20 protein-coding genes are annotated in these 21,316 nt (G+C 72.4%); 13 read left to right on the top strand and 7 right to left on the bottom strand.

Features of this window, described 5'->3' with window-relative positions:
• The first annotated feature begins 147 nt into the window (after nt 1-147).
• On the top strand, nt 148-732 hold the full coding sequence (locus tag ACFYW7_RS14845; RefSeq protein WP_389501947.1) for an adenylosuccinate lyase: 585 nt from the start codon (nt 148-150) through the stop codon (nt 730-732).
• Between the two features lie 198 nt (nt 733-930).
• Here ACFYW7_RS14845 and ACFYW7_RS14840 read toward each other — a convergent pair whose 3' ends face one another.
• From ACFYW7_RS14840 to ACFYW7_RS14825, 4 genes are all read right to left on the bottom strand, one after another.
• Nucleotides 931-1,482, bottom strand: coding sequence for a GNAT family N-acetyltransferase (locus ACFYW7_RS14840; RefSeq protein WP_389501945.1), 552 nt, complete (start codon nt 1,480-1,482; stop codon nt 931-933).
• On the bottom strand, nt 1,479-1,877 hold the full coding sequence (locus tag ACFYW7_RS14835; protein ID WP_389501943.1) for a RidA family protein: 399 nt from the start codon (nt 1,875-1,877) through the stop codon (nt 1,479-1,481). The genes ACFYW7_RS14840 and ACFYW7_RS14835 overlap by 4 nt, the downstream gene beginning before the upstream one ends.
• Nucleotides 1,878-1,937: 60 nt before the next feature.
• Nucleotides 1,938-3,521 (bottom strand): alpha/beta hydrolase, encoded by a 1,584-nt coding sequence (locus tag ACFYW7_RS14830; protein ID WP_389501941.1) that lies wholly within the window; start codon nt 3,519-3,521, stop codon nt 1,938-1,940.
• Nucleotides 3,522-3,738: 217 nt separating this feature from the next.
• Entirely contained in the window at nt 3,739-4,779 is a 1,041-nt protein-coding gene (locus ACFYW7_RS14825; protein WP_389501939.1) for an Rv2578c family radical SAM protein, read from the bottom strand.
• Between the two features lie 180 nt (nt 4,780-4,959).
• Here ACFYW7_RS14825 and ACFYW7_RS14820 point away from each other — a divergent pair, with 180 nt between their 5' ends.
• The 10 genes from ACFYW7_RS14820 to ACFYW7_RS14775 all read left to right on the top strand — a co-directional run bounded on the left by ACFYW7_RS14820 (nt 4,960) and on the right by ACFYW7_RS14775 (nt 17,209).
• A complete protein-coding gene (locus ACFYW7_RS14820) occupies nt 4,960-5,403 on the top strand; it encodes an SRPBCC family protein (RefSeq protein WP_389501937.1) in 444 nt (147 codons plus the stop codon).
• Between the two features lie 198 nt (nt 5,404-5,601).
• Nucleotides 5,602-8,055: a SpoIIE family protein phosphatase gene (locus ACFYW7_RS14815; RefSeq protein WP_389501935.1), complete on the top strand. Its 2,454-nt coding sequence runs from the start codon at nt 5,602-5,604 to the stop codon at nt 8,053-8,055.
• A 171-nt stretch (nt 8,056-8,226) separates the two neighbouring features.
• Complete coding sequence (locus tag ACFYW7_RS14810) at nt 8,227-8,952, top strand: class I SAM-dependent methyltransferase (protein ID WP_389501933.1); 726 nt, start codon at nt 8,227-8,229, stop codon at nt 8,950-8,952.
• Between the two features lie 75 nt (nt 8,953-9,027).
• On the top strand, nt 9,028-9,861 hold the full coding sequence (locus ACFYW7_RS14805) for a M55 family metallopeptidase (protein WP_389501931.1): 834 nt from the start codon (nt 9,028-9,030) through the stop codon (nt 9,859-9,861).
• Nucleotides 9,854-11,158: a M20/M25/M40 family metallo-hydrolase gene (locus ACFYW7_RS14800; protein WP_389501929.1), complete on the top strand. Its 1,305-nt coding sequence runs from the start codon at nt 9,854-9,856 to the stop codon at nt 11,156-11,158. The genes ACFYW7_RS14805 and ACFYW7_RS14800 overlap by 8 nt, the downstream gene beginning before the upstream one ends.
• Nucleotides 11,159-11,167: 9 nt before the next feature.
• Complete coding sequence (locus ACFYW7_RS14795) at nt 11,168-13,141, top strand: LpqB family beta-propeller domain-containing protein (protein WP_389501927.1); 1,974 nt, start codon at nt 11,168-11,170, stop codon at nt 13,139-13,141.
• Between the two features lie 127 nt (nt 13,142-13,268).
• On the top strand, nt 13,269-14,195 hold the full coding sequence (locus tag ACFYW7_RS14790) for an LD-carboxypeptidase (RefSeq protein ID WP_389502710.1): 927 nt from the start codon (nt 13,269-13,271) through the stop codon (nt 14,193-14,195).
• 118 nt (nt 14,196-14,313) lie between these two features.
• Nucleotides 14,314-14,565, top strand: a complete 252-nt coding sequence (locus tag ACFYW7_RS14785) for a DUF1049 domain-containing protein (protein WP_389501925.1) — start codon at nt 14,314-14,316, stop codon at nt 14,563-14,565.
• A 25-nt stretch (nt 14,566-14,590) separates the two neighbouring features.
• Nucleotides 14,591-15,139 (top strand): GNAT family N-acetyltransferase, encoded by a 549-nt coding sequence (locus ACFYW7_RS14780; protein ID WP_389501923.1) that lies wholly within the window; start codon nt 14,591-14,593, stop codon nt 15,137-15,139.
• A gap of 93 nt (nt 15,140-15,232) precedes the next feature.
• Nucleotides 15,233-17,209 carry a DUF5107 domain-containing protein gene (locus tag ACFYW7_RS14775; protein WP_389501921.1) on the top strand — a complete coding sequence of 659 codons (1,977 nt, stop codon included), beginning with the start codon at nt 15,233-15,235 and terminating at the stop codon, nt 17,207-17,209.
• Nucleotides 17,210-17,289: 80 nt separating this feature from the next.
• Here the strand turns inward: ACFYW7_RS14775 and ACFYW7_RS14770 are convergent, their stop codons facing one another.
• The gene (locus ACFYW7_RS14770; protein ID WP_389501919.1) at nt 17,290-17,637 is read right to left on the bottom strand and encodes a VOC family protein; all 348 of its coding nucleotides are present in this window, start codon (nt 17,635-17,637) and stop codon (nt 17,290-17,292) included.
• 141 nt (nt 17,638-17,778) lie between these two features.
• Here ACFYW7_RS14770 and ACFYW7_RS14765 point away from each other — a divergent pair, with 141 nt between their 5' ends.
• Complete coding sequence (locus ACFYW7_RS14765; RefSeq protein WP_389501917.1) at nt 17,779-19,140, top strand: NAD(P)/FAD-dependent oxidoreductase; 1,362 nt, start codon at nt 17,779-17,781, stop codon at nt 19,138-19,140.
• 111 nt (nt 19,141-19,251) lie between these two features.
• Entirely contained in the window at nt 19,252-19,962 is a 711-nt protein-coding gene (locus ACFYW7_RS14760) for a GvpL/GvpF family gas vesicle protein (RefSeq protein ID WP_389501913.1), read from the top strand.
• 151 nt (nt 19,963-20,113) lie between these two features.
• Here the strand turns inward: ACFYW7_RS14760 and ACFYW7_RS14755 are convergent, their stop codons facing one another.
• Both ACFYW7_RS14755 and ACFYW7_RS14750 read right to left on the bottom strand, forming a co-directional pair.
• Entirely contained in the window at nt 20,114-20,284 is a 171-nt protein-coding gene (locus tag ACFYW7_RS14755; protein ID WP_389501911.1) for a hydrophobic protein, read from the bottom strand.
• Nucleotides 20,285-20,326: 42 nt separating this feature from the next.
• Nucleotides 20,327-21,148, bottom strand: coding sequence for a class I SAM-dependent methyltransferase (locus tag ACFYW7_RS14750; protein ID WP_389501909.1), 822 nt, complete (start codon nt 21,146-21,148; stop codon nt 20,327-20,329).
• Nucleotides 21,149-21,316 lie beyond the last annotated feature (168 nt).

Raw genomic sequence — 21,316 nt, 5'->3', positions numbered from 1 at the left:
GCGATGGCTGCGTCACCAGGCCACCACGAGTTGGATGCGAGTGGGTAACTCGCTCGTCTGAGCTTAACTCGCCGGTAACGAGCGCGCCAGTCCCCGACTTTGTGATGTACGTCCCCGCACCTCACGGGCATGCATAGGCTCGGCCCCATGGACGAAGCGTTGCGATCACTCACGGAGCGTCTACGGGCCGAGGCCGGGGCCCGGGACGCGGCGGCGTACGAACGTCTCGCGGCCACCGAGGATCCCGACGTGCTGGCGGCCGCGCTGACCGATCCCGGGCAGCCGCTCTGGGCGCGGGAGTTGGGCGCCTTCCGGCTCGGCACCGCCGGAGACCGACGGGCCTTCGAGGCGCTCGTCCTGCTGCTCAACCACCGCGATCCGCAGCGCTGCGCGTCCGCCGCGCGCGCCCTGTCCCGGCTCGGCGACCCGCGTACGGCCCGCGCCGCGGCGGCGCTCGCGACGAACGAACTCCGGGTCGCCTACGCCCTCCAGCCGGTACGGCTGCTGGTCGAACTGCGCGCCCCGGAATCCGTGCCCGCGCTGATCACGACCCTGGGACGCAGGCTGCGCCCGCGCGATCCGTACCGCGCGGTCGCCCTCGCGTGCGCCGAGGGCCTCGGCACCCTGGGCGACGCCCGCGCGCGCCCGGTCCTGAACGAGGCGCTGGCCCACCCGGCGCTCGCGGAGACGGCGGTGCGCGCGCTGGCCCGACTCCCGAAGGAACAGGTCTAGGCGTACCGGCGCGTACGTCCGCGCCCGGCCGTCGGCGTGTATGCGCGCGCGGCGGTCGGCATGTCCCGGTCGGTACAGGCGTCGGTGCCGAACCCGAAGCCGGTGCCGAAGTCGATGTCGGCGGCCCGGTGCGGGTCGTTCCGATGTCGGCCGGCCGATGCCGGTCCGTCGATGCCGTCGGTCGGGGCCGGGTGGTTCTCAGTCGAGGCCGGTGCCGGTCAGGGGGCGTGCGTAGCGCAGCTCGGGCACCGCGACCCCGGCCGCCTCGAAGGGCTCCTCGGCGCCGTCGGGGAGGAAGCCCGCCCGTTCGTAGAAGCGGCGCGCCGGGGCGTTCCCCTCGAGGACCCACAGCAGCATGCGCCCGTGCCCGGCCGTCGCGCAGCGGCGGGCGGACTCCCGCAGCAGCGCCTGTCCGATTCCCTGGCCCAGCAGATCGGGATGCACGTAGATCGCGTACAACTCGACGTCCCCGGTGCGGACTTCACTGTCCCGGTCCGCACTGTCCCGGTCCGGTCCGTGGCAGGCCCAGCCGACCACGGTGCCGGCGCGCTCCGCGACCAGGTTCACCACGGTGCCGTCGCCCTGTTCGAGGCGGTCGCGGCGGCGGGCCGCGTCCTCGGTCACGCTCAGCCCGTCCAGGTACGACCGCGGGATCAGTCCCTCGTACGCGCGCCGCCAGCCGAGCACCCGGATCTCGGCCACCCGCGAGCAGTCGGCGAGGGTCATCTCACGGATAAGGAGCCCGCTCACGCGTCGGTCACCGCGTACGCCTCGATCTCCATCAGGAACTCCGGTCTCACCAGCGCGGATACCTGGACCGCCGAGGAGGCCGGAAGGCGGTCGGCGGGAATGTGCTCGGCGCGGGCCGCCCGGATCGCGGGCAGATGGGCCATGTCCGTGACGAAGCAGGTGAGCTTCACGACGTCCTCGAAGCCGGCGTCCACGGCGGCCAGGCACCGCCGCAGGTTCTCGAACACCTGACGGGCCTGCGCCGCCGGGTCGCCCTCGCCGACGAGTGCGCCGTGCTCGTCGAGCGGGAGCTGGCCCGAGACCGCGACGAAGCGGCCCGTGGCCGCCACGACGTGGGCGTACGCGGCGGCGGGGGCGACCCCGTCGGGGGCGGGGACGCGCGTCGGTTCACTCATGGGTCCATGGTGGACCATGGGTCCGACAACGCCCCCGACGGGCCGCGGTCCGGGGGAGGTTCAGCCCCGGTAGCCGAGCAGGCCGTGCAGTGCCGAACCCCGTGAGGAGGTCGACGCCGTCTTCGTGCTCAGCGGCTTCGGGTCGGGCAGCGCGTCGCACACCGCGTCGACCTCGCCGTCGCCGTGCGGCACCTTGCCGTCGGCCAGGTACGCCGCCAGGTACTTGTCCAGGCAGGCGTTGCCGCTCAGCGTGATGCCGTGGTTCCCGCCGCCCTGCTCGACCACCAGGCTGGAGCCGCGCAGCTGGTGATGGACGGTCACGCCGCCCTCGTACGGGGTGGCCGCGTCGCCGGTCGCCTGGAAGAGCAGGGTCGGCGGCAGGCGGCGGTTGGAGATGTCCACCGGCCGGAGCGAGTCCGTGGGCCAGAACGCGCAGGGCGCGTTGTACCAGGCGTTGTTCCAGGCCATGAACGGCGCCTTCTCGTACACCGCCCAGTTGTCCTCGCGCCACTGGTGCCAGTCGCGCGGCCAGGAGGCGTCACGGCACTGCACCGACGTGTAGACGCTGTAGCCGTTGTCGCCCGCCGCGTCTACGGCGGCGAAGTTGTCGTAGGCCTCGACCAGCGGGTCCGAGTCCTTGCTGTTCACGTAGGACGCGAAGGCCTGGGCGAGGTAGGGCCAGTAGCCGTTGTAGTAACCGCCCGGGATGAAGGTGTCCTCCAGCTCCGAGGCACCCACCTTCTTCTGGGCGGGGTGCTTGGCGAGGGCCGCGCGCATCGCGTACCACTTCGCCTCGACCTTGGCCGGATCGGTGCCGAGCCTGTACGCGGTGTCGTTCTTGGCGACCCACGCCAGGAACGCCAGGTGGCGGTCGTTGAAGGCGTAGTCCTGGGCGAGGTTGTCGTCGTACCAGACACCGGTGGGGTCGACGATGGAGTCGAGGACCAGCCGGCGGACCCGGTCCGGGTAGAGCTTGGCGTACACGGCCCCCAGGTAGGTGCCGTACGAGTACCCGAAGTAGTTGATCTTCTTGGCGCCGAGCGCGCCGCGGATCGCGTCCAGGTCCCGGACCGCGCTCACCGTGTCGAGGTACGGCAGCAGGTCCGCGTACTTCCTGCCGCACGCCTCGGCGAACGACTTGGCGCGGTCGAGATTGGCCTTCTCGACGGCCCTGGTGCTCGGTACGGAGTCGGGACGGACGGGCTTGAAGTGCCCGGGCTCGCAGTCCAGCGCGGGCTTGCTCGCGCCGACGCCGCGCGGGTCGAAGCCGATGACGTCGTACTGCGCCGCCACCGCCTTGGGCAGCGAGGCGGCGACGAATCCGGCCAGCGTCAGACCGCTGCCGCCGGGACCGCCCGGGTTCACCAGCAGCGGTCCCTGGTACGTCTTCGCGGTGTGCGGGACGCGGGACAGCGCGAGGGTGACACGCTTGCCGTAGGGGTTCTCATGGTCCAGCGGCACCTTCAGGGAGGCGCACTGGAGCGTCGGGTAGTCGCTGGTGCCGCACTTCTTCCAGGTGGGCTTCGCGGTCCGGGTGGTGCGCGGTGAGGCCGCGGAACCGGCGTCCGCGTCGGCGGGGGCCGACGTGATCATCCCGGCCAGCACGGCTGCCGCTCCGCACAGAGCAACTGCGCGTTTCTTCACAAGGCCTCCCAGGACGGAGGATTTTGAGCCGTGCACGCCACGGCCTTCGCCGTATCGTGCCGTGGTGGGCCCCCGGAGGAACCTGTCACGGCGGGACTCGACCCGATTGGGCCGAGGCATGCGCTCGGATGCCACCCGGGGCGATCTCAGGAGGCGCCTGGACCGCACGGTTTCGCGGAAGGGCGCGCGGGGCGGGCGGCGGACCGATGGACGGCCTTCAGAGCAGCGTCAGCTGAGTCGGCCCGGTCGGCGCGGGCGGTGCCGGTTCGGGGGCGGTGATCCTGCGCGGCATTCCCGCGCGCGTGGGGCCGATGCCGTACTCCTGGGCCAGCTCGTGGACCTGACGGGTGATCCGGCGCTGGTACCACTTCGGGGCGTAGGCCCCCTCCGCGTACAGCCGCTCGTAGCGCTTCACGAGGTGCGGGTGGTGGTGCTCCAGCCAGGCCATGAACCACTCGCGGGCGCCGGGTCGCAGGTGCAGGACGAGCGGGGTCACCGAGGTGGCTCCCGACTCCGCGACGGCCCGCACGGTGGAGCGCAGCTGGGTGGGGTGGTCCCCCAGGAAGGGGATCACCGGGGCCATCAGGACGCCGCAGCCGATGCCGTGGTCCGTCAGCGCGCGGACGACGTCCAGGCGGCGCTCGGGGGCCGGTGTGCCCGGCTCCACGGTGCGCCACAGCTCGGTGTCGGTGAAGCCCACGGAGACCGAGACCCCGACGTCGGTGACCTCGGACGCCTGCCTCAGGAGATCGAGGTCGCGCAGGATGAGCGTGCCCTTCGTCAGGATCGAGAAGGGGTTCGCGTGGTCGCGCAGGGCCGCGATGATGCCCGGCATCAGCGCGTACCGGCCCTCCGCGCGCTGGTAGCAGTCGACGTTGGTGCCCATCGCGATGTGCTCCCCCTGCCAGCGGCGCGAGGCCAGCTGGCGGCGCAGCAGCTCCGGAGCGTTGACCTTCACCACGATCTGGGAGTCGAAGTCGATACCGGTGTCGAGGTCCAGGTAGCTGTGCGTCTTGCGGGCGAAACAGTAGACACATGCGTGCGTGCAGCCGCGATACGGGTTGACCGTCCACTCGAAGGGCATGCGGGAGGCCCCCGGCACCCGGTTCACGATCGACCGCGCCCGTATCTCGTGGAACGTGATGCCGCGGAACTCCGGGGTGTCAAAGGTCCGTGTGGTCACCGCGTCCGCGCCGAACAGCGCGGCGTCCCGGGCGGGGGCCCCGGCGGGTTCCGCCGTCAGGTTCTCCCAGCGCATGGCGCCTCCTCGATAGCACTGGGAAGAGAATAGAACACATGTTCCCTTGATCGTGCGATCCGGTTTCCCGGCGCGCCGGGCAGGACCGCCCCTCCCGCGGGCACCCCGATTTGGGCGCCCGGGGCGCCGGGTGGTTGGCTGGCCGCACACCCCGAGGAACCAACTGCTGGAGGAAGTGCCATGGCGCAGGTCGAGGCCACGACGGAGCGGGTCATCGCGGCGGACGCGGAGAAGGTGTTCGACGCCCTGGCCGACTACAGCGGCACGCGCCCGAAGCTGCTGCCCGAGCACTTCAGCGAGTACGAGGTGCGCGAGGGCGGCGACGGCGAGGGCACCCTCGTCCACTGGAAGCTCCAGGCCACCAGCAAGCGCGTCCGCGACTGCCTGCTGGTGGTGAGCCGGCCCACCGACGGCGAACTCGTCGAGAAGGACCGCAACTCCTCCATGGTCACCACCTGGCGGGTGACCCCGGCCGGCGAGGGCAGGTCGCGCGTCGTCGTCAGCAGCGTCTGGAACGGCGCGGGCGGCGTCGGCGGTTTCTTCGAGAGGACCTTCGCGCCCAAGGGCCTCGGCCGCATCTACGACGCGCTGCTCGAGAACCTCGCGACGGAGACCGAGAAGTAGTTCCGGCGGGGCCCTGCCCCAGGGTGTGCCGGGCCCCTTCCCGTTCGAGTGGACCTCCCCGCCGGGGGCGCGCCGCGCGCCGGAGCCGCCCCCGCCGAGGTCGATTCCCGTATTGCCGCACATCGCGACGGACCGCCGCCGTACGGTGGTGAAGGCGGCACGGTTCTCGCGGAGCCGTGGGGAGAGAGGGCCTGGGCCATGGACCGTGGCACCGAAGTCGGCGCAGCTCCCGGCCGCGGAGCCGGGAACGGCGAGGCGGACCGCACCGCGGCCGGTCGCATCCCGCTGGCCGTGGTGGTCGTGGACCGCGCCGGGCTGGTCTCGCACTGGAGCAGCGGCGCACGACGGCTGTTCGGCGTCTCCAAGGACGAGGCACTGGGCCGCCACGCCGTCGATCTGCTCCCCGTCTCCGGCGCGCTCCCCGAGGACGCGGACGGGGTCCACTTCGGGAGTTTCGCGACCTACGACGGGCTCGGGCCCGGCCTGGAGGCCTCCCTGGACGGGCGGCTCTCCTACCCGGCCGCCGGACGCGCCCGGCTCACCGCCGGCGGACCCGGCCGGGTCGACGTCCTGTGGTGGGCCTACCCGCTGGTGGGGCCCGGCACGGAGCGGCTGCTCGTGCTCGCCGCCGACGCGGCCGCGATGCGCCACGAGGACGACGACGTCTCCTTCGAGCGCATCGCACCCGGTTTCGCGCTGCACACCGACTTCCCCGGCGCCGAGGAACTGGCCCGCCGGCTGCCCGAGATCCTGCCCAGCATGAGCGTCGGCGAGAGCGTCCGGATCGTCGGGCAGGTCCTCGAACTGGGCTACCCCGTCCTGGAGTTCAGCCAGAACGACCGGGTTCCGGTCACCCCCGAGTGGGGCGTGCCCCGGCGCGCCGAACGCAGGGCGCGCCGCGAACGGGCGGCCCGCGCCGCGGCCACCGGCGCGCCGACGACGGAGGACGTCCCGGACGAGGGCGAGGACCTCGAGTACGTCGCCGTGCGCGAGCGCCTGGAATTCCTGAACGAGGTCAGCGGGCGCATCGGGACCTCCCTCGACCTGACGCAGACCATCCTGGAGGTCAGCCGGGCCGTCGTACCGCGCTTCACGGACGTGGCGGGCACCTATCTGCGCGAGCAGGTCGTCGCCGGTGAGGGCTTTCCCGACGGAGTGCCCGACACGACCACCATGTGGCACCGGGTCGCCCTGGAGCACACGGACGAGCCCGGCCGCTGGGACGACGTCGTACCGGTTGGCGAGGCCATGCCCTTCCCGGCGCACACGCCCTTCTTCCAGTGCATGACCAGCGGTGAGCCCGTCCTCGTGCCGCGCATCAGCGAGCGGATGGGACACATGATCGCCGCGCAGTTCGAGAAGCGCGACATCAGGCCGCTCATCACCGACCGCTCCATGCTGGTCGTACCGCTCAAGGCCCGCAACGTGGTCCTCGGGTTCATGATCCTGCTGCGTCATCCGGAGCGCGTCGAGTTCAACGACATGGACCGGGTCACCGGCGCCGAACTGGCCGCCCGGGCCGGCCTGGTGCTGGACAACGCCCGCATGTACACCTACCAGGAGAGTGTCGCCGAGACCCTCCAGGACAGCATGCTGCCGACCATCGCGCCCCGCATGGCCGGCTGCGACATCGCCACCCGCTATCTGCCGGGCACACTCCTCGGACGGGTCGGCGGCGACTGGTTCGACTCGGTGAAGCTGCCCGGCTCGCGCACCGCCCTGGTCGTCGGCGACGTCATGGGCCACGGCCTCAACTCGGCTGCGATGATGGGCCAGTTGCGGACCGCCGTGCAGACCATGGCCGCGCTGGACCTGCCGCCCGCCCAGCTTCTGCGCAACCTCGACGACCTCGCCCAGCGTCTCGGCGACAACTACCTCGCCACCTGCCTCTACGCCGTCTATGACCCGATCGCCGGCGAGCTGCGCCTCGCCAACGCGGGCCACATCCCGCCGGTCCTGGTCCGCGCCGAGGACGGTCGCAGCGAGCTGCTCGACCTGCCCACCGGCGCGCCCATCGGGGTCGGCGGAGTGCCCTTCGAGGCGGTCCGCGTACCGGTGGCACCCGGCGACCGCCTCGTGATGTGCACCGACGGGCTGGTCGAGGTGCGCGGTGAGGACATCGGTGTCGGCCTCGCCACCCTCTGCGAGTCCGCCGCCCACCCGGCCGCCTCCATGGACCACGCCTGCGACACCATCATCCGCGCGCTCAACACCCGTGGCGGGCGCAAGGACGATGTCGCCCTGCTCCTGGCCCGGCTCAACGGGATCGGCTCCGAGGACGTCGCCGTGTGGCGCCTCGCGCTCGACCCGGTAGAGGTCGGCAGGGCGCGCGCCGTCGTCCACGAACAACTCCACGCCTGGGGTCTGACCGGGCTCGCGGACAACGCCGGGCTGATGGCGGGAGAACTCGTCACCAACGCCGTACGGCACACGCGCAGCCGCCGGATCGAGCTGCGGCTCGTTCGTGGGGACACCCTGCTGTGCGAGGTGGACGACGACGACCAGACGCTCCCGACCCTGCTCAGCGCGGGTCCCGGCGACGAGTTCGGACGGGGCCTGCGGCTCGTCAGCGCGTTGTCCCGTGAGTGGGGGGCCAGCCGGACCGGCGCGGGCAAGACCGTGTGGTTCGAACTGACGCTCCCGCGACGCTGATCCGTCCGTGCGACGTTCACCCGGCAGGGGCTCACTCGGCGCACCGGGGCGTACACGGTTCGAAAGAGCGGTGAAGCATCGCGCCGTCCGCTTGTCGTCGCGCTCCGGGCGCGATAGACCGAACAGGCCCGCCGGGTCCAGGCGGGCGCGGTCGCGACCCCGGGAGCGGGCATGAGCGTGAACAGTCGGTACAGGGGAGCCTGGGAGGGCTTCTGGCGCGAGGCTCCCGCGGAACAGGGCGAGGTCCTCTGGGACGCCGCGCCCGCGGTCACGGCGGGGGTCCATCTCGCCCTCTTCGAACCGCACCTGGCCGCGGCCGACCTGCCCTTCGTGGACCTCGGCTGCGGCAACGGCACCCAGACCCGCTACTTCGCCGACCGGTTCCCGCGGGTCGTCGGCACCGACCTGGCGGCGCCGGCGCTCGACCGCGCCCGCGACGCCGACCCGGCGGGTGTGGCCCGTTACCGGCTGCTCGACGCGACGGACAAGGCCGAGACCGAGGTGCTGCACGCGGAGCTCGGCGACGCCAACGTCTATATGCGGGGCGTGCTCCACCAGGCCGAGCCGGACGACCGGCAGCCGCTGGCGGACGGTCTCGCCACCCTGGTGGGGGAGCGGGGCCGGGTCTTCCTCGTGGAACTGGCCGAGGCCGCGGGCTCGATCCTGCGGGGCCTCGCCCAGAGCGCGGACGGACCTCCGCCCAAGCTGGCCCCGGTGTTCCGGCACGGCATCGCCCCCGGCGAGGTCGCGGACGCGGCGGTCCCCGGGTACGTGCGCGCGGCGGGCCTCACGGTCCTCGCGAGCGGTGAACTCCCGCTCGTCACGACCGAGCACCTGCCCGACGGCACCCTCATCGAGCTTCCGTCGAAGTGGCTGGTGGCGGGCCGTTCCGGGTGACGCCGGCGGTCCGGACCGGTGAGAGTTGTCCACAGGCTCTGCCGGGCCCGGGCCGGAGCGCGTACGGTTTTGGGCATGAAGATCCTCATCAGCGCCGACATGGAAGGCGCCACGGGCGTGACCTGGCCGGCCGACGTGCTGCCGGGGACGCCGCAGTGGGAGCGCTGCCGCGCCCTGTTCACCTCGGACGTGAACGCCGCGGTGCTCGGCTTCTTCGACGGCGGCGCCGACGAGGTGCTGATCAACGAGGCGCATTGGAGCATGCGGAACCTGCTGCTGGAGAAGCTCGACGAGAGAGCCGAGATGCTCACCGGGCGGCACAAGTCGCTCTCCATGGTCGAGGGCGTGCAGCACGGCGACGTGGACGGCATCGCGTTCGTCGGCTACCACGCGGGAGCCGGCATGGAGGGCGTCCTCGCGCACACCTATCTGGCGAACTCGATCACCGGCGTGTGGATCGACGACGAGCGGGCGAGCGAAGGCCTGCTGAACGCCCGCGTCGTCGCCGAGTACGGCGTGCCGGTCGTGCTGGTCACCGGCGACGACGTGGCGTGCGAGGACGCGCTGGGGTACGCGCCCGAGGCGCCGAAGGTCGCCGTGAAGGACCATGTCTCGCGGTACGCGGCCGTGTGCCGCACACCGGCCAGGACCGCCGCGGACATCCGGGCCGCGGCGAAGGAGGCGGCGGCGCTGGCGGTGCGGCACGAGCCGGCCGTCGCCGGACCGTTCACCATCGCCCTGGAATTCGACGCCGAGCACCTGGCGATGGCCGCCACGGTCGTGCCCGGAGTAGGCCGGATCGGGGAGCGGAAGGTCGCGTACACCAGCGACACCATGTACGAGGGGATTCGGACCTTCAAGGCGGTCACCACGATCGTCTCGGCCGCGGTGGAGGAGCAGTATGGCTGACGCACGGGCACTGGACGAGGTCGTCCGCTTCACTTCCGACCTCATCCGGATCGACACCACCAACCGGGGCGGCGGCGACTGCCGGGAACGCCCCGCGGCCGAGTACGCCGCCGCGCTGCTGGCCGAGACGGGTCTCGAACCCACGCTCCTGGAGCGGACCGAAGGGCGGACGAACGTCGTCGCCCGACTGGAGGGCACCGACCCGTCCGCCGACGCCCTGCTCGTCCACGGTCATCTGGACGTGGTGCCCGCGCGGGCGGAGGACTGGAGCGTCCACCCGTTCTCGGGGGAGATCCGCGACGGGGTCGTGTGGGGGCGGGGCGCCGTCGACATGAAGAACATGGACGCGATGATCCTCGCGGTCGTCCGGTCCTGGGCGCGCGAGGGCGCGCGGCCCCGGCGTGACCTGGTCATCGCCTTCACCGCCGACGAGGAGGCGAGTGCCGAGGACGGCTCGGGCTTCCTCGCCGACGAGCATCCCGGACTCTTCGAGGGCTGCACCGAGGGGATCAGTGAATCGGGGGCGTTCACCTTCCACGACGGCAGCGGACGGCAGCTGTATCCGATCGCGGCGGGCGAGCGCGGTACCGGATGGCTCAAACTCACCGCCCGGGGGCGGGCCGGCCACGGTTCCAAGGTGAACCGGAGCAACGCGGTGACCCGGCTGGCCGCCGCGATCACCCGCATCGGCGCCCACGAGTGGCCGCCCCGCCTCACCCCGACCGTGCGGGCCGCCCTCACCGAACTCGCCGCCCTGTACGGCGTGGACGGCGGCCTGGACGACGTGGACGCCCTCCTGCGAAAGCTCGGACCGGCCGCCGCGCTGGTCGAGCCGACCGTCCGCAACAGCGCCAACCCGACCATGCTGAGCGCCGGCTACAAGATCAACGTGATTCCGGGCGAGGCCGTCGCGTACGTCGACGGCCGGTACGTGCCCGGTGGCGAGGACGAGTTCCGCACGACGATGGACCGACTCACCGGCCCCGACGTGGAATGGGAGTTCCACCACCGCGAGGTCGCCCTCCAGGCGCCGTTGGACTCCCCGACGTACGCGCGCATGCGCGCCGCCGTCGAGGAGTTCGCACCCGAGGGCCACGTCGTGCCGTACTGCATGTCGGGCGGCACGGACGCCAAACAGTTCTCCCGCCTCGGCATCACCGGATACGGCTTCGCGCCGCTCAAGCTCCCGGAGGGCTTCGACTACCAGGCGCTGTTCCACGGAGTCGACGAGCGCGTGCCGGTCGAGGCGCTCCACTTCGGCGTCCGCGTCCTCGACCGCTTTCTGCGCACGGCCTAGGGGGACGAGATGCGGACTCTGCCATACGGCTCCTGGCCGTCGCCGATCGACGCGGCACTGGCCGCGGCCCACGACGGGCATCCCGAGTTCGTCGGCTTCGTCGGGGACGAGGCCTGGTGGACCGAGCCCCGGCCCGCCGAGGGCGGGCGGCGCACACTGGTCCGGCGCAAGGAGGACGGCAGCGAGGAGACGGTGCTCCCGGCCCCCTGGAACGTGCGCAGTCGCGTCATGGAGTACGGCGGTCACCCGTGGGCGGGAGTCATGCTCCCCGAAGGCCCGCTGGTCGTCTTCGTCGGCTTCGACGACCAGCGCCTCTACCGCTTCGAACCCGGCGGTGAACCACGCCCGTTGACCCCGGTCTCGCCGGTGGGCGGCGGACTGCGCTGGGTGGACCCGCAGATCCGGACGGAGCGAGGCGAAGTGTGGTGCGTCCTGGAGGAGTTCACCGGCGACGGACCCACCGACGTACGCCGCGTCCTCGTGGCGGTGCCGCTGGACGGATCGGCGGCGCGGGACCGGGACGCCGTGCGGGAACTGTCCGACGGACGGCACCGGTTCGTCACCGGGCCCCGGCTCTCGCCCGACGGGCGCAGGGCCGCCTGGATCGCCTGGGACCACCCGCGGATGCCGTGGGACGGCACCGAGGTGATCCTCGCCGACGTCACCGACGACGGCACGCTGTCCGGCCCCCGGACCGTCGCGGGGGGCCCGGAGGAGTCCGTCGTCCAGGTCGACTGGGCGCCCGACGGCACGCTGCTCTACGCCAGTGACCGCACCGGCTGGTGGAATCTCCACCGCCTCGGCACGGACGGCGGGGCGATCGCCCTCTGTCCGCGCGAGGAGGAGTTCGGCGGCCCCCTCTGGAAGATCGGACAGCGCTGGTTCGCGCCCCTGGCCACCGGTCTGATCGCCGTCGTGCACGGACGGGGCGCCGCCGTCCTCGGGATACTGGACCCGGAGACCGGTGAACTCGTCGACAACGCCGGCCCCTGGACCGAGTTCGCGCCGACGCTCGCCGTGCGCGGCAGCAGGATCGTGGGCGTCGGAGCGAGCCCGCGCAGCGCGCACGAGGTCGTGGAACTGGACGCCAGGACCGGGCACGCCCGGGTGATCGGCGCCGCGCACGACGACCCGGTCGACCCCGCGTACTACCCGGAACCCCAGATCCGCGCCTTCACCGGGCCCGAGGGACGCGAGATCCACGCCCACGTCTACCCGCCGCACCACCCCGACCACGTCGCCCGGGCCGACGAGCTCCCGCCGTACGTCGTACGGGTCCACGGCGGCCCCACCAGCCGGTCACCCCTGGTCCTCGACCTGGAGATCGCCTACTTCACCTCGCGCGGAATCGGCGTGGCCGAGGTCGACTACGGCGGATCGACCGGTCACGGACGGGAGTACCGCAACCAGCTGAGCGAACAGTGGGGCGTCGTCGACGTGGAGGACTGTGCCGCCGTCGCGCTGGCACTCGCCGAGGAGGGCACCGCCGACCGGCGGCGGCTCGCGATCCGCGGTGGCAGCGCGGGCGGCTGGACCGCCGCGTCCTCGCTGGTCGCCACCGACGTCTACGCCTGCGGCACGATCCTCTATCCCGTCCTCGACCTCAGCGAGTGGGCGTCGGGCGAGACCCACGACTTCGAGTCGCGGTACCTGGAATCGCTGATCGGTCCGATCGCCGAGGTGCCGGGCCGGTACGCGGAGCGTTCGCCCACCGCGCACGCCGACCGGATCGCCGTCCCCTTCCTGCTGCTCCAGGGACTCGACGACGTCGTCTGCCCGCCCGCGCAGTGCGAACGCTTCCTGGCCGCGCTGGAGGAACGGGGCCGCCGGGTGCCGCACGCCTACATCGCGTTCGAGGGGGAGGGGCACGGCTTCCGCCGTGCCGAGACGGTGGTGCGCGCCCTGGAGGCCGAACTCTCCCTGTACGCGCAGGTCTTCGGACTGAACCCGCCCGGAGTCCCCACGCTGGAGCTGTCCAAATGAGGCCGCCGCCCGCCGCCCGCCGCGAGCCGGACCGCGCGACGCACTCACGAACCGGGGCGCGGGACGAGCGCGTCCGGATGAACGACCAGGAACTGGAGCAGTACGAGTGACCCGAACGACCGCACCGATCGCCCCTCTGACCCGGCCTCCGAGGCTCGCCCCGGGAGCCAGGGTCGCCGTCGTGGCGCCCAGCGGACCCGTTCCCGAGGAGCGGCTCCAGGCCGGCCTCGACATCCTGCGCGGCTGGGACCTCGACCCGGTCGTGGCCCCTCACGTCCTGGACCGGCACGGGGAGTTCGACTACCTCGCGGGGAAGGACGCGGACCGCGCCGCCGACTTCCAGGCCGCCTGGTGCGACCCGGACGTGGCCGCGGTGCTGTGCGCCCGCGGCGGCTACGGCGCTCAGCGCATGATCGACCTGCTCGACTGGGACGCGATCCGGGCCGCCGGACCCAAGGTCTTCCTCGGGTTCAGCGACATCACGGCACTGCACGAGGCGTTCGCGACGCGGACGGGGCTCGCGACCCTGCACGGACCGATGGTCGCCGCCGTCGACTTCCTGAAGAACGCCCGGGCGCAGGACCATCTGCGGGCGACGCTCTTCGAACCCGAGTCGGTGCGGACCATCGCCTCCGGCACGAGCGTCGCGCTGGTGCCGGGCCGGGCCCGTGGCGTCACGCTCGGCGGCTGCGTGAGCCTGCTGGCGGCGGACCTCGGCACACCGCACGCCCGCTCCTGTGCCCGGGGCGGACTGCTGCTCATCGAGGACATCGGCGAGGAGGCCTACCGGCTGGACCGGCTCCTGACGCAACTGCTGCGGGCCGGCTGGCTCGACGGGGTGGCCGGGGTCGCGCTCGGCTCGTGGGTGGACTGCGGACCGTACGACGGACTGCGCGCGGTGTTCGCCGACCGGCTCGGCGGGCTCGGCGTGCCGGTCGTCGAGCACTTCGGGTTCGGACACGGCGAGGGGGCGCTGACGATACCGTTCGGGCTCCCGGCGGAGCTGGACGCGGAGGCCGGGACGCTGACACTGGACGAGCCGGCCCTGGCCTGACGGGGGAGCCCCTACGGGTCCGCCGCGCCCGGCGACCAGGCGTCGGGACCGGCGTCCCGTGTCACTCGGAGGAGGTTTCCACCGTGCGTACCGACGCCTCACCGATCATGCTGGGCGCATGAGTCCGAAGCCCTCCGAGAGCGTCGGCGCGAGCGGTGGCGAGCCCTCCCGTGAAGGACCGCTGACCCCGGCCAGGGTCGCGGTCGCGCTGCTGGCCGTGCTCGCGCTGATCTTCATCTTCGAGAACACCCGCGGCACCAGGATCCGGCTGCTCGTCCCCGAGGTGACCATGCCGCTGTGGACGGCGCTGCTCGCCACCGGGGTGATCGGCGCGCTGTGCGGCGCCTACGCCGTGCGCCGCAGACGCTGAACGCGTGCTCGCGTAGGGTGATCCGATGCCTGAGAACGCCGGTTACCTCGCCGCGGGCCCTCGGGTGGGCCTGCGTCACTTCACCCAGGAGGACGGCGCCGAGTTCACCGAACGGGCCAGGGAGAGCAGGAGCCTCCACGAGCCGTGGCTCTTCCCGCCCGGCAGCGCCGACGCCTACGCCCGCTACGCGGGGCGGCTCATCGAGGACCCGACCAAGGCCGGGTTCCTCGTCTGCGAACGGGACAGCGGGGCGATCGCCGGCTTCATCAACATCAACAACATCGTCGCGGGCGGTTTCCTGTGCGGGGCCCTCGGCTACGGCGCCTTCGCGCACGCCGCGGGACGAGGGCTGATGACCGAGGCGCTCGACCTCGTCGTGCGGTACGCGTTCGGGGAGTTGGGCCTGCACCGGCTGGAGATCAACGTGCAGCCCGGCAACACGGGTTCGATCGCGCTCGCCCGGCGCTGCGGCTTCCGGCGCGAGGGCTTCTCACCGGACTTCATCCACATCGACGGCGCCTGGCGGGACCACGAGCGGTGGGCGATCACCTCGGAGATGACCGGGCCCCGCTGACGACCGCCACGGGTGAGCCCGGGGCCCGCCCGGAATCCTTGACCTGATTGAGACGAGCGGACACCCTGGTCAGCAGGCCGATGACCATGTTCCATGGTCATCGTGACGACGATCCGACGTGACGTACTGATACTCCCGGCCGCGGAGCTCGGCCCGAGCAATCCGCTGCCGCCCCTGCGGACCCTCGACGAGATGCACCGCATCGACGACCGCGACCTCGTCGGCCTGCCGCGCGACATGGCCCGCCAGATCGGGTACGAGCCGCTGCGCAGCGTGCTGCCGGAGCGCATCCGGGACGGGTACGAGCGAGAACGCCCGCTCCGTGGACTCGACACGATCGTGATCGAGAACGACCGGCTGCGCGCCACCGTGCTGCCCGGCTTCGGAGGCCGTGTCGTCTCCCTGTTCCACAAACCCTCCGAGACGGAACTCCTCTACCGCAACCCGGTGCTCCAGCCCGCCTGCTTCGCGCTCAACGGCGCCTGGTTCTCCGGCGGCATCGAGTGGAACATCGGCGCGACCGGACACACCACCCTGTCGTGCTCACCCGTGCACGCCGCCCGTGTCCCGGCCCCCGACGGCGGCGAGATGCTCCGTCTGTGGGAGTGGGAACGGCTGCGCGACCTCCCCTTCCAGGTCGACCTCTGGCTGCCCGACGGCTCCGACTTCCTGTACGTCGGCGTCCGCGTCCGCAACCCGCACGAGAAGGCGGCCCCGCTGTACTGGTGGTCCAATATCGCGGTCCCCGAGGAACGCAGGGTCCTCGCCCCGGCCGAGGAGGCCTATCACTTCGGGTACGAGCGACGGCTGCGCCGGGTGCCCGTGCCCACGTACGACGGAATCGACCGCACGTACCCGCTCAAGAGCACCTTCCCCGCCGACTACTTCTACGAGGTGCCCGACGGGCGGCGCCGCTGGATCGCCGCGGTCGACGACACGGGCGAGGGGCTGGTCCAGACGTCGACCGACGCCCTGCGCGGCCGCAAGCTGTTCGTCTGGGGCTCGGGTCCCGGCGGGCGGCGCTGGCAGGAGTGGCTCACCGAGCCGGGGACCGGCGGGTACTGCGAGATCCAGGCCGGGCTCGCCCGCACCCAGTTGGAGCACGTGCGGCTCGAGCCCGAGAGCGACGTCTCCTGGCTGGAGGCGTACGGCCCGTTGACCCTGAGTCCGCAGGCGGCGCACGGGAAGGACTGGGAGGCCGCGCGGGCGCACGCCGAGGACAGGCTGGAATCCGTCCTCTCCCGGGACCAGGTCGACGCCGCGTACGCCGCCTGGCTGCCGTACGCCGACACGGAGCCCGGCGAGACGCTCGCCACCGGATCGGGCTGGGGAGCGCTCGAAGTGCTGCGCGGCGCCCACAAGTTGCCCGGTACGCCGTTCGCCGAGCACACACTCGGGGACGACCAGGAGCCATGGCGGGAACTGCTGCGGTCCGGCGCGTTTCCGGAGCCCCGGCGGGCCGGGCCACCCGGCGAGACACTGGTGGCGTCGCACTGGCGCGACATGCTGGAGACGGCTCCCGCCGCACCGATCACCGAGTACCACCTCGGAGTGGCCCAGTGGCATGCCGGTGATCTCGCCCAGGCCGTGCGGAGTTGGGAGCGTGCGCTCGAACTCGCCCCGTCGCTCTGGCCGTTGCTGCGCTGTCTCGCCGTCGCCGACGAGGAGAGCGGCAACCACGAGCGGGCCGCCGACCGTTACGCCGAGGCCTTCGACGACCTGTGCCGGGAACGGCGCGACGACGGGGAGCGGTGGACCGCGGCGACCGCCGCACTCGGCCGCGAGGCCATCGAGGCGCTGCTGAGGGTCAGCCGACCGGCGGACGCGCGTGCCGTGTGGGAACGGCTGCGCCCGGCGACCCGCGCCCGCGGCCGGTTCCGTCTCGTCGAGGCGGAGCTGCTGCTCGCCGAGGGGCGCCGCGAGGACGCGCGGACGATCTTCGACGAGGGCTTCGAAGCCGCCGACCTGCGTGAGGGAGCCGAGACGATCGACCGTCTGTGGTCCCGGCTCAGCGACGAACCGCTGCCCGCGTGCCACGACTTCCGCATGCGGCCGCCGACCGCGACCTGAGTCCGTCGCCGTTCACCACCGGAGTCCGTCACGGCCCCGGGCGCTCCGTCTCGCCGCGGAGCACCCGGGGCCGACGCGGTTCAGACGCCGTGGTCCGCGTACTCGTACACCGACCCGTCCGGGTGCACGGCGATGAGGTTGCGGCCGCCGGGTGTCTCCACCGGGCCCGCGATCACGCGGGCACCGAGGCCGGTCAGGACCCGGCCGGTCTCCTCGACGTCCTTGACGGCGATCGTCGCCGCGACCCTGCGCAGCACGTCGAGTTCGGACTCGGGTCCGCTCATCAGCAGGAAGCAGCCGACCGCGGCGACCGACACGCCACCGCGCTCGAAGCGGAGCGCCCTGGCGCCGGCGAGCTGTTCGTAGAAGGGGACCGCAGTCTCCAGGTCGTCGACGCAGACGCGCAGCGTGGCTCCCAGAATCTCCATGCGGACAAGCCTAGTTGGGAACGGGCCGGGAGGGAGATCGCTTCCGGTGATCCCGGCCGTCACCCGGCGGGGACCGTGTTTGGGTCTCCCGGGCGGGGGGACGCGGAAGGCCCGTACGAGCCACCGCGCCCAAGGAGCACCGTGAGTCGACCCCGCGTTCTGATCGTCGGTGCCGGTTTCGCCGGCTACCGGACCGCCCGCGTCCTGTCGCGGCTGGTCCGGGGCAGGGCCGACATCACCCTGCTGAACCCGACCGACCACTTCCTCTACCTCCCGCTGCTGCCCCAGGTCGCCGTCGGGATCCTGGAGCCGCGCCGGGTCGCCGTCCCGCTCCGGGGCACGCTGCCCCACGTACGCCTCGTACTCGGCGAGGCGCGGCCCGACGGGATCGATCCCGACGCGCGCACCGTGCGCTACACCGGCCCGGAGGGTGACAGCGGAACGCTGGTGTACGACCGTCTCGTCCTCGCCGTCGGCAGCGTGAACAAACTGCTGCCCGTGCCCGGTGTCGCCGAGCACGCGCACGGATTCCGGGGGCTGCCCGAAGCGCTGTACCTACGGGACCACGTGACTCGGCAGATCGAGCTCGGCGCCGTGTCCGAGGACCCGCGGGGCCGTACCGCCCGCCGTACCTTCGTGGTCGTCGGTGCCGGGTACACCGGGACCGAGGTCGCCGCCCAGGGCAAGCTGTTCACCGACGCGCTGGTGCGCGGGCGGACGCTCGGCGACGGCGCGCCCCCGCGCTGGCTGCTGCTCGACACCGCCCCGCGCGTGCTTCCCGAGCTGGACGAGCGGCTGTCGCGCACCGCCGACCGCGTACTGCGGCGACGCGGGGTCGACGTGCGCACCGAGACGTCGGTCGAGGAGGCGACCTCCGACGGAGTGCGGCTCACCGACGGGGAGTTCGTCGAGACCAGGACGCTGGTGTGGTGTGCCGGAGTACGGCCCGATCCGCTGGTCGAGGGGATCGGGCAGCCCCTGGAGCGGGGACGGCTCCTCGTCGACCCGTATCTGCGGGTACCGGGCCGCCCGGACGTGTTCGCCTGCGGCGACGCGGCGGCCGTGCCCGATCTGGAGAAGCCCGGGCACTACACCCCCATGACGGCACAGCACGCCTGGCGCCAGGGGAGGATCGCCGCCCGCAACGTCGCCGCCTCGCTCGGCATCGGGGAACGGCGCGCCTACCGCCACCGCGAGCTGGGCTTCACCGTCGATCTCGGGGGCGTCGAGGCCGTGGCCGATCCGCTGGGCGTGCATCTGCCCGGGCCCGTGGCCGCGGCCGTCACTCGTGGTTACCACCTCGCCGCTCTCCCGGCCAATCGTGTCCGGGTCGCCGCCGACTGGCTCCTGGACGCCGTGTTGCCACGTCAAGCCGTGCAGTTGGGCCTGGTCCGTTCAGGGTCGGTGCCGCTCGACACCGCCTCGCCCGAGTCGGCGAGGGTGGTCGGCGGGCCCGGGGCAGCGGTGGCGCCCGCGGCGGTGTCCGCAGAGCCTGGAGCGTAGGGCGCGCCGGGCCCGGACCGCGTGGGCGCACGGCCGTCGTGCGCCGACCGGAGACCTGAGGGCACCATGGGCAGTGATCCGGAGCCGTGTGGACCCGCGGGAGGAGAACTCATGAGTACTCTGCGCTACGTCTACGCGATCTGCCGCCCCTTCCCGGCGGTGCTGTCGGCCGAACTGACCGGGGTCGCGGGCGTCCCGCCCAAGCTGCTGCGGCACGGCGACCTGGTCGCCGTGGTCGGCGCGGTACCGGAGGCGGAATTCGGCACGGAGCCGCTGCGTCGCCGGCTGGAGGACGTGAAGTGGCTGGAGGCGACGGCTCGCGCCCATCAGGGCGTCATCGACGCGCTCACCGCCGTCACCAGCCCGCTGCCGCTCCGGCTCGCCACCGTGCTCCGGGACGACAGCGGCGTACGCGTGATGATGGAGGAACACGAGGAGGATTTCCTGCGCACCCTCGACCGGCTCGACGGGCGGGTGGAATGGGGCGTGCGGGTTTACGCGGAAACGATCGGGCCCTCCAACGGGACGACGGAACGCGCGAATGAATTCACGGGCCGGTTGCACGACGCCCTTTCCCGGTCCGCCGAGGAATCCGTGGTGCGTACGTCAAGAAATCCCGGATCTCCGGTGGCGTACATTCGTGTGCTCGATGCCGCCTATCTGGTGCGGCGCGCGGAATCGGAGAAATTCGTGGAGCGGGTGAACGTGGGCGCCCGGGAGGAGCCGGGGATACGGGTGGAGCTGAAGGGGCCGTGGGCCGCCTACTCCTTCACGGGTGCCACGCGCCTCACGGGATTCGCGGATCTCGTGGGCTTCGCTTGACCTGCTTGACCTGCTTGACCTGCTTGACCTGCTTGACCTGGCTGAACTGCGCGATCTGCGTGGTGGTGGCGCGACCGCGGCCCGAGATCCGGAACCGTCCGGATCTCGGGCCGCGCCAAGCCGTTCCTCCCCGGGTTTCCCGGATGAAGGCCTACCACCTGTACCAGCGGCCCCGGCTTCCGGACGCGTTCGTACTGCGCATCAGGAATCCGAGCAGCCGCACGACGAGGACCGCGATCGCTGTCCACCGGAGCAGTTTCACCGCGAATCCCGCACCGAAGAGAATCAGTACGAGCAGCAGTACCAGCAGGATGGGAACCATGGTGTGACCCTCCTGCGTTCCGGATTTACCGATATCGCGGGATCAGGCCGCTTTCCGGCAGAGAATCTCCCCGTGCAGCACGGAGAACCAGCCGTCCTCCCGCAGCCCCCACTGCCGCCAGGCCTCCGAGACGGCCGCCAGCCCCTCCGGGGTCGTGTGGCCGCCCTCCGTCGCGCGCTCCGCGTACGCGGAGGCCAGGGTGCGGTCCGCCCACAGGCCGCTCCACCACTCGCGTTCCTCCTCGGTGGAGAAGGTCCACGTGCTCGACGTGGCGGTGATGTCCCGGATCCCGGCGGCCAGCGCCCACGCCTTGAGGCGCCGGCCCGCGTCGGGCTCACCCCCGTTGGCCCGGGCGACCCGCAGGTACAGGTCCAGCCAGTCGTCCATGCCGGGCGTCGCCGGATACCAGGTCATGGCCGAGTAGTCCGACTCGCGGACCGCGACGAACCCGCCCGGCCTGGTGACCCGGAGCATCTCGCGCAGCGCCCGCACCGGGTCGCCCACGTGCTGGAGCACCTGGTGGGCGTGCACCACGCAGAACGTGTCGTCCGGATGGTCCAGCGTGTGGACGTCGGCGACCGCGAAGTCGACGTTGAGCAGGCCGCGCCCGGCCGCCGTCCGCCGCGCCCGGTCCAGGATGCCGGGCGCGTGGTCGACGCCGGTGACGTGCCCGTCGGGCACCAGTTCCGCCAGGTCGGCGGTGATGGTGCCGGGGCCGCACCCGATGTCGAGGATCTTCATGTGCGGCTTCAGCGAGCCGAGGAGGTACGCCGCCGAGTTGGCGGCGGTGCGCCAGGTGTGCGAGCGCAGCACCGACTCGTGGTGACCGTGTGTGTAGACGGCTGTCTCCCGCGGCTTCGGCATGACCGTTCCCCTTCTGGTCCGACAGGGCCTCGCTCGACGGGTGGGCCCACCGCGAGGCGATGGCATCACCGTACGCGTCCTTACCGAATAATGAGACCCGCATCTTGCCATGTGGACTACCGCTGGGGCGTGTTGGGCGAACGGGCGTGCCGGCGGAGGCGGGGCCGG

This window comes from Streptomyces sp. NPDC002580, assembly GCF_042889485.1.
Lineage (GTDB): Bacteria > Actinomycetota > Actinomycetes > Streptomycetales > Streptomycetaceae > Streptomyces.
This window is presented reverse-complemented; position numbering and strand designations above follow the sequence as displayed.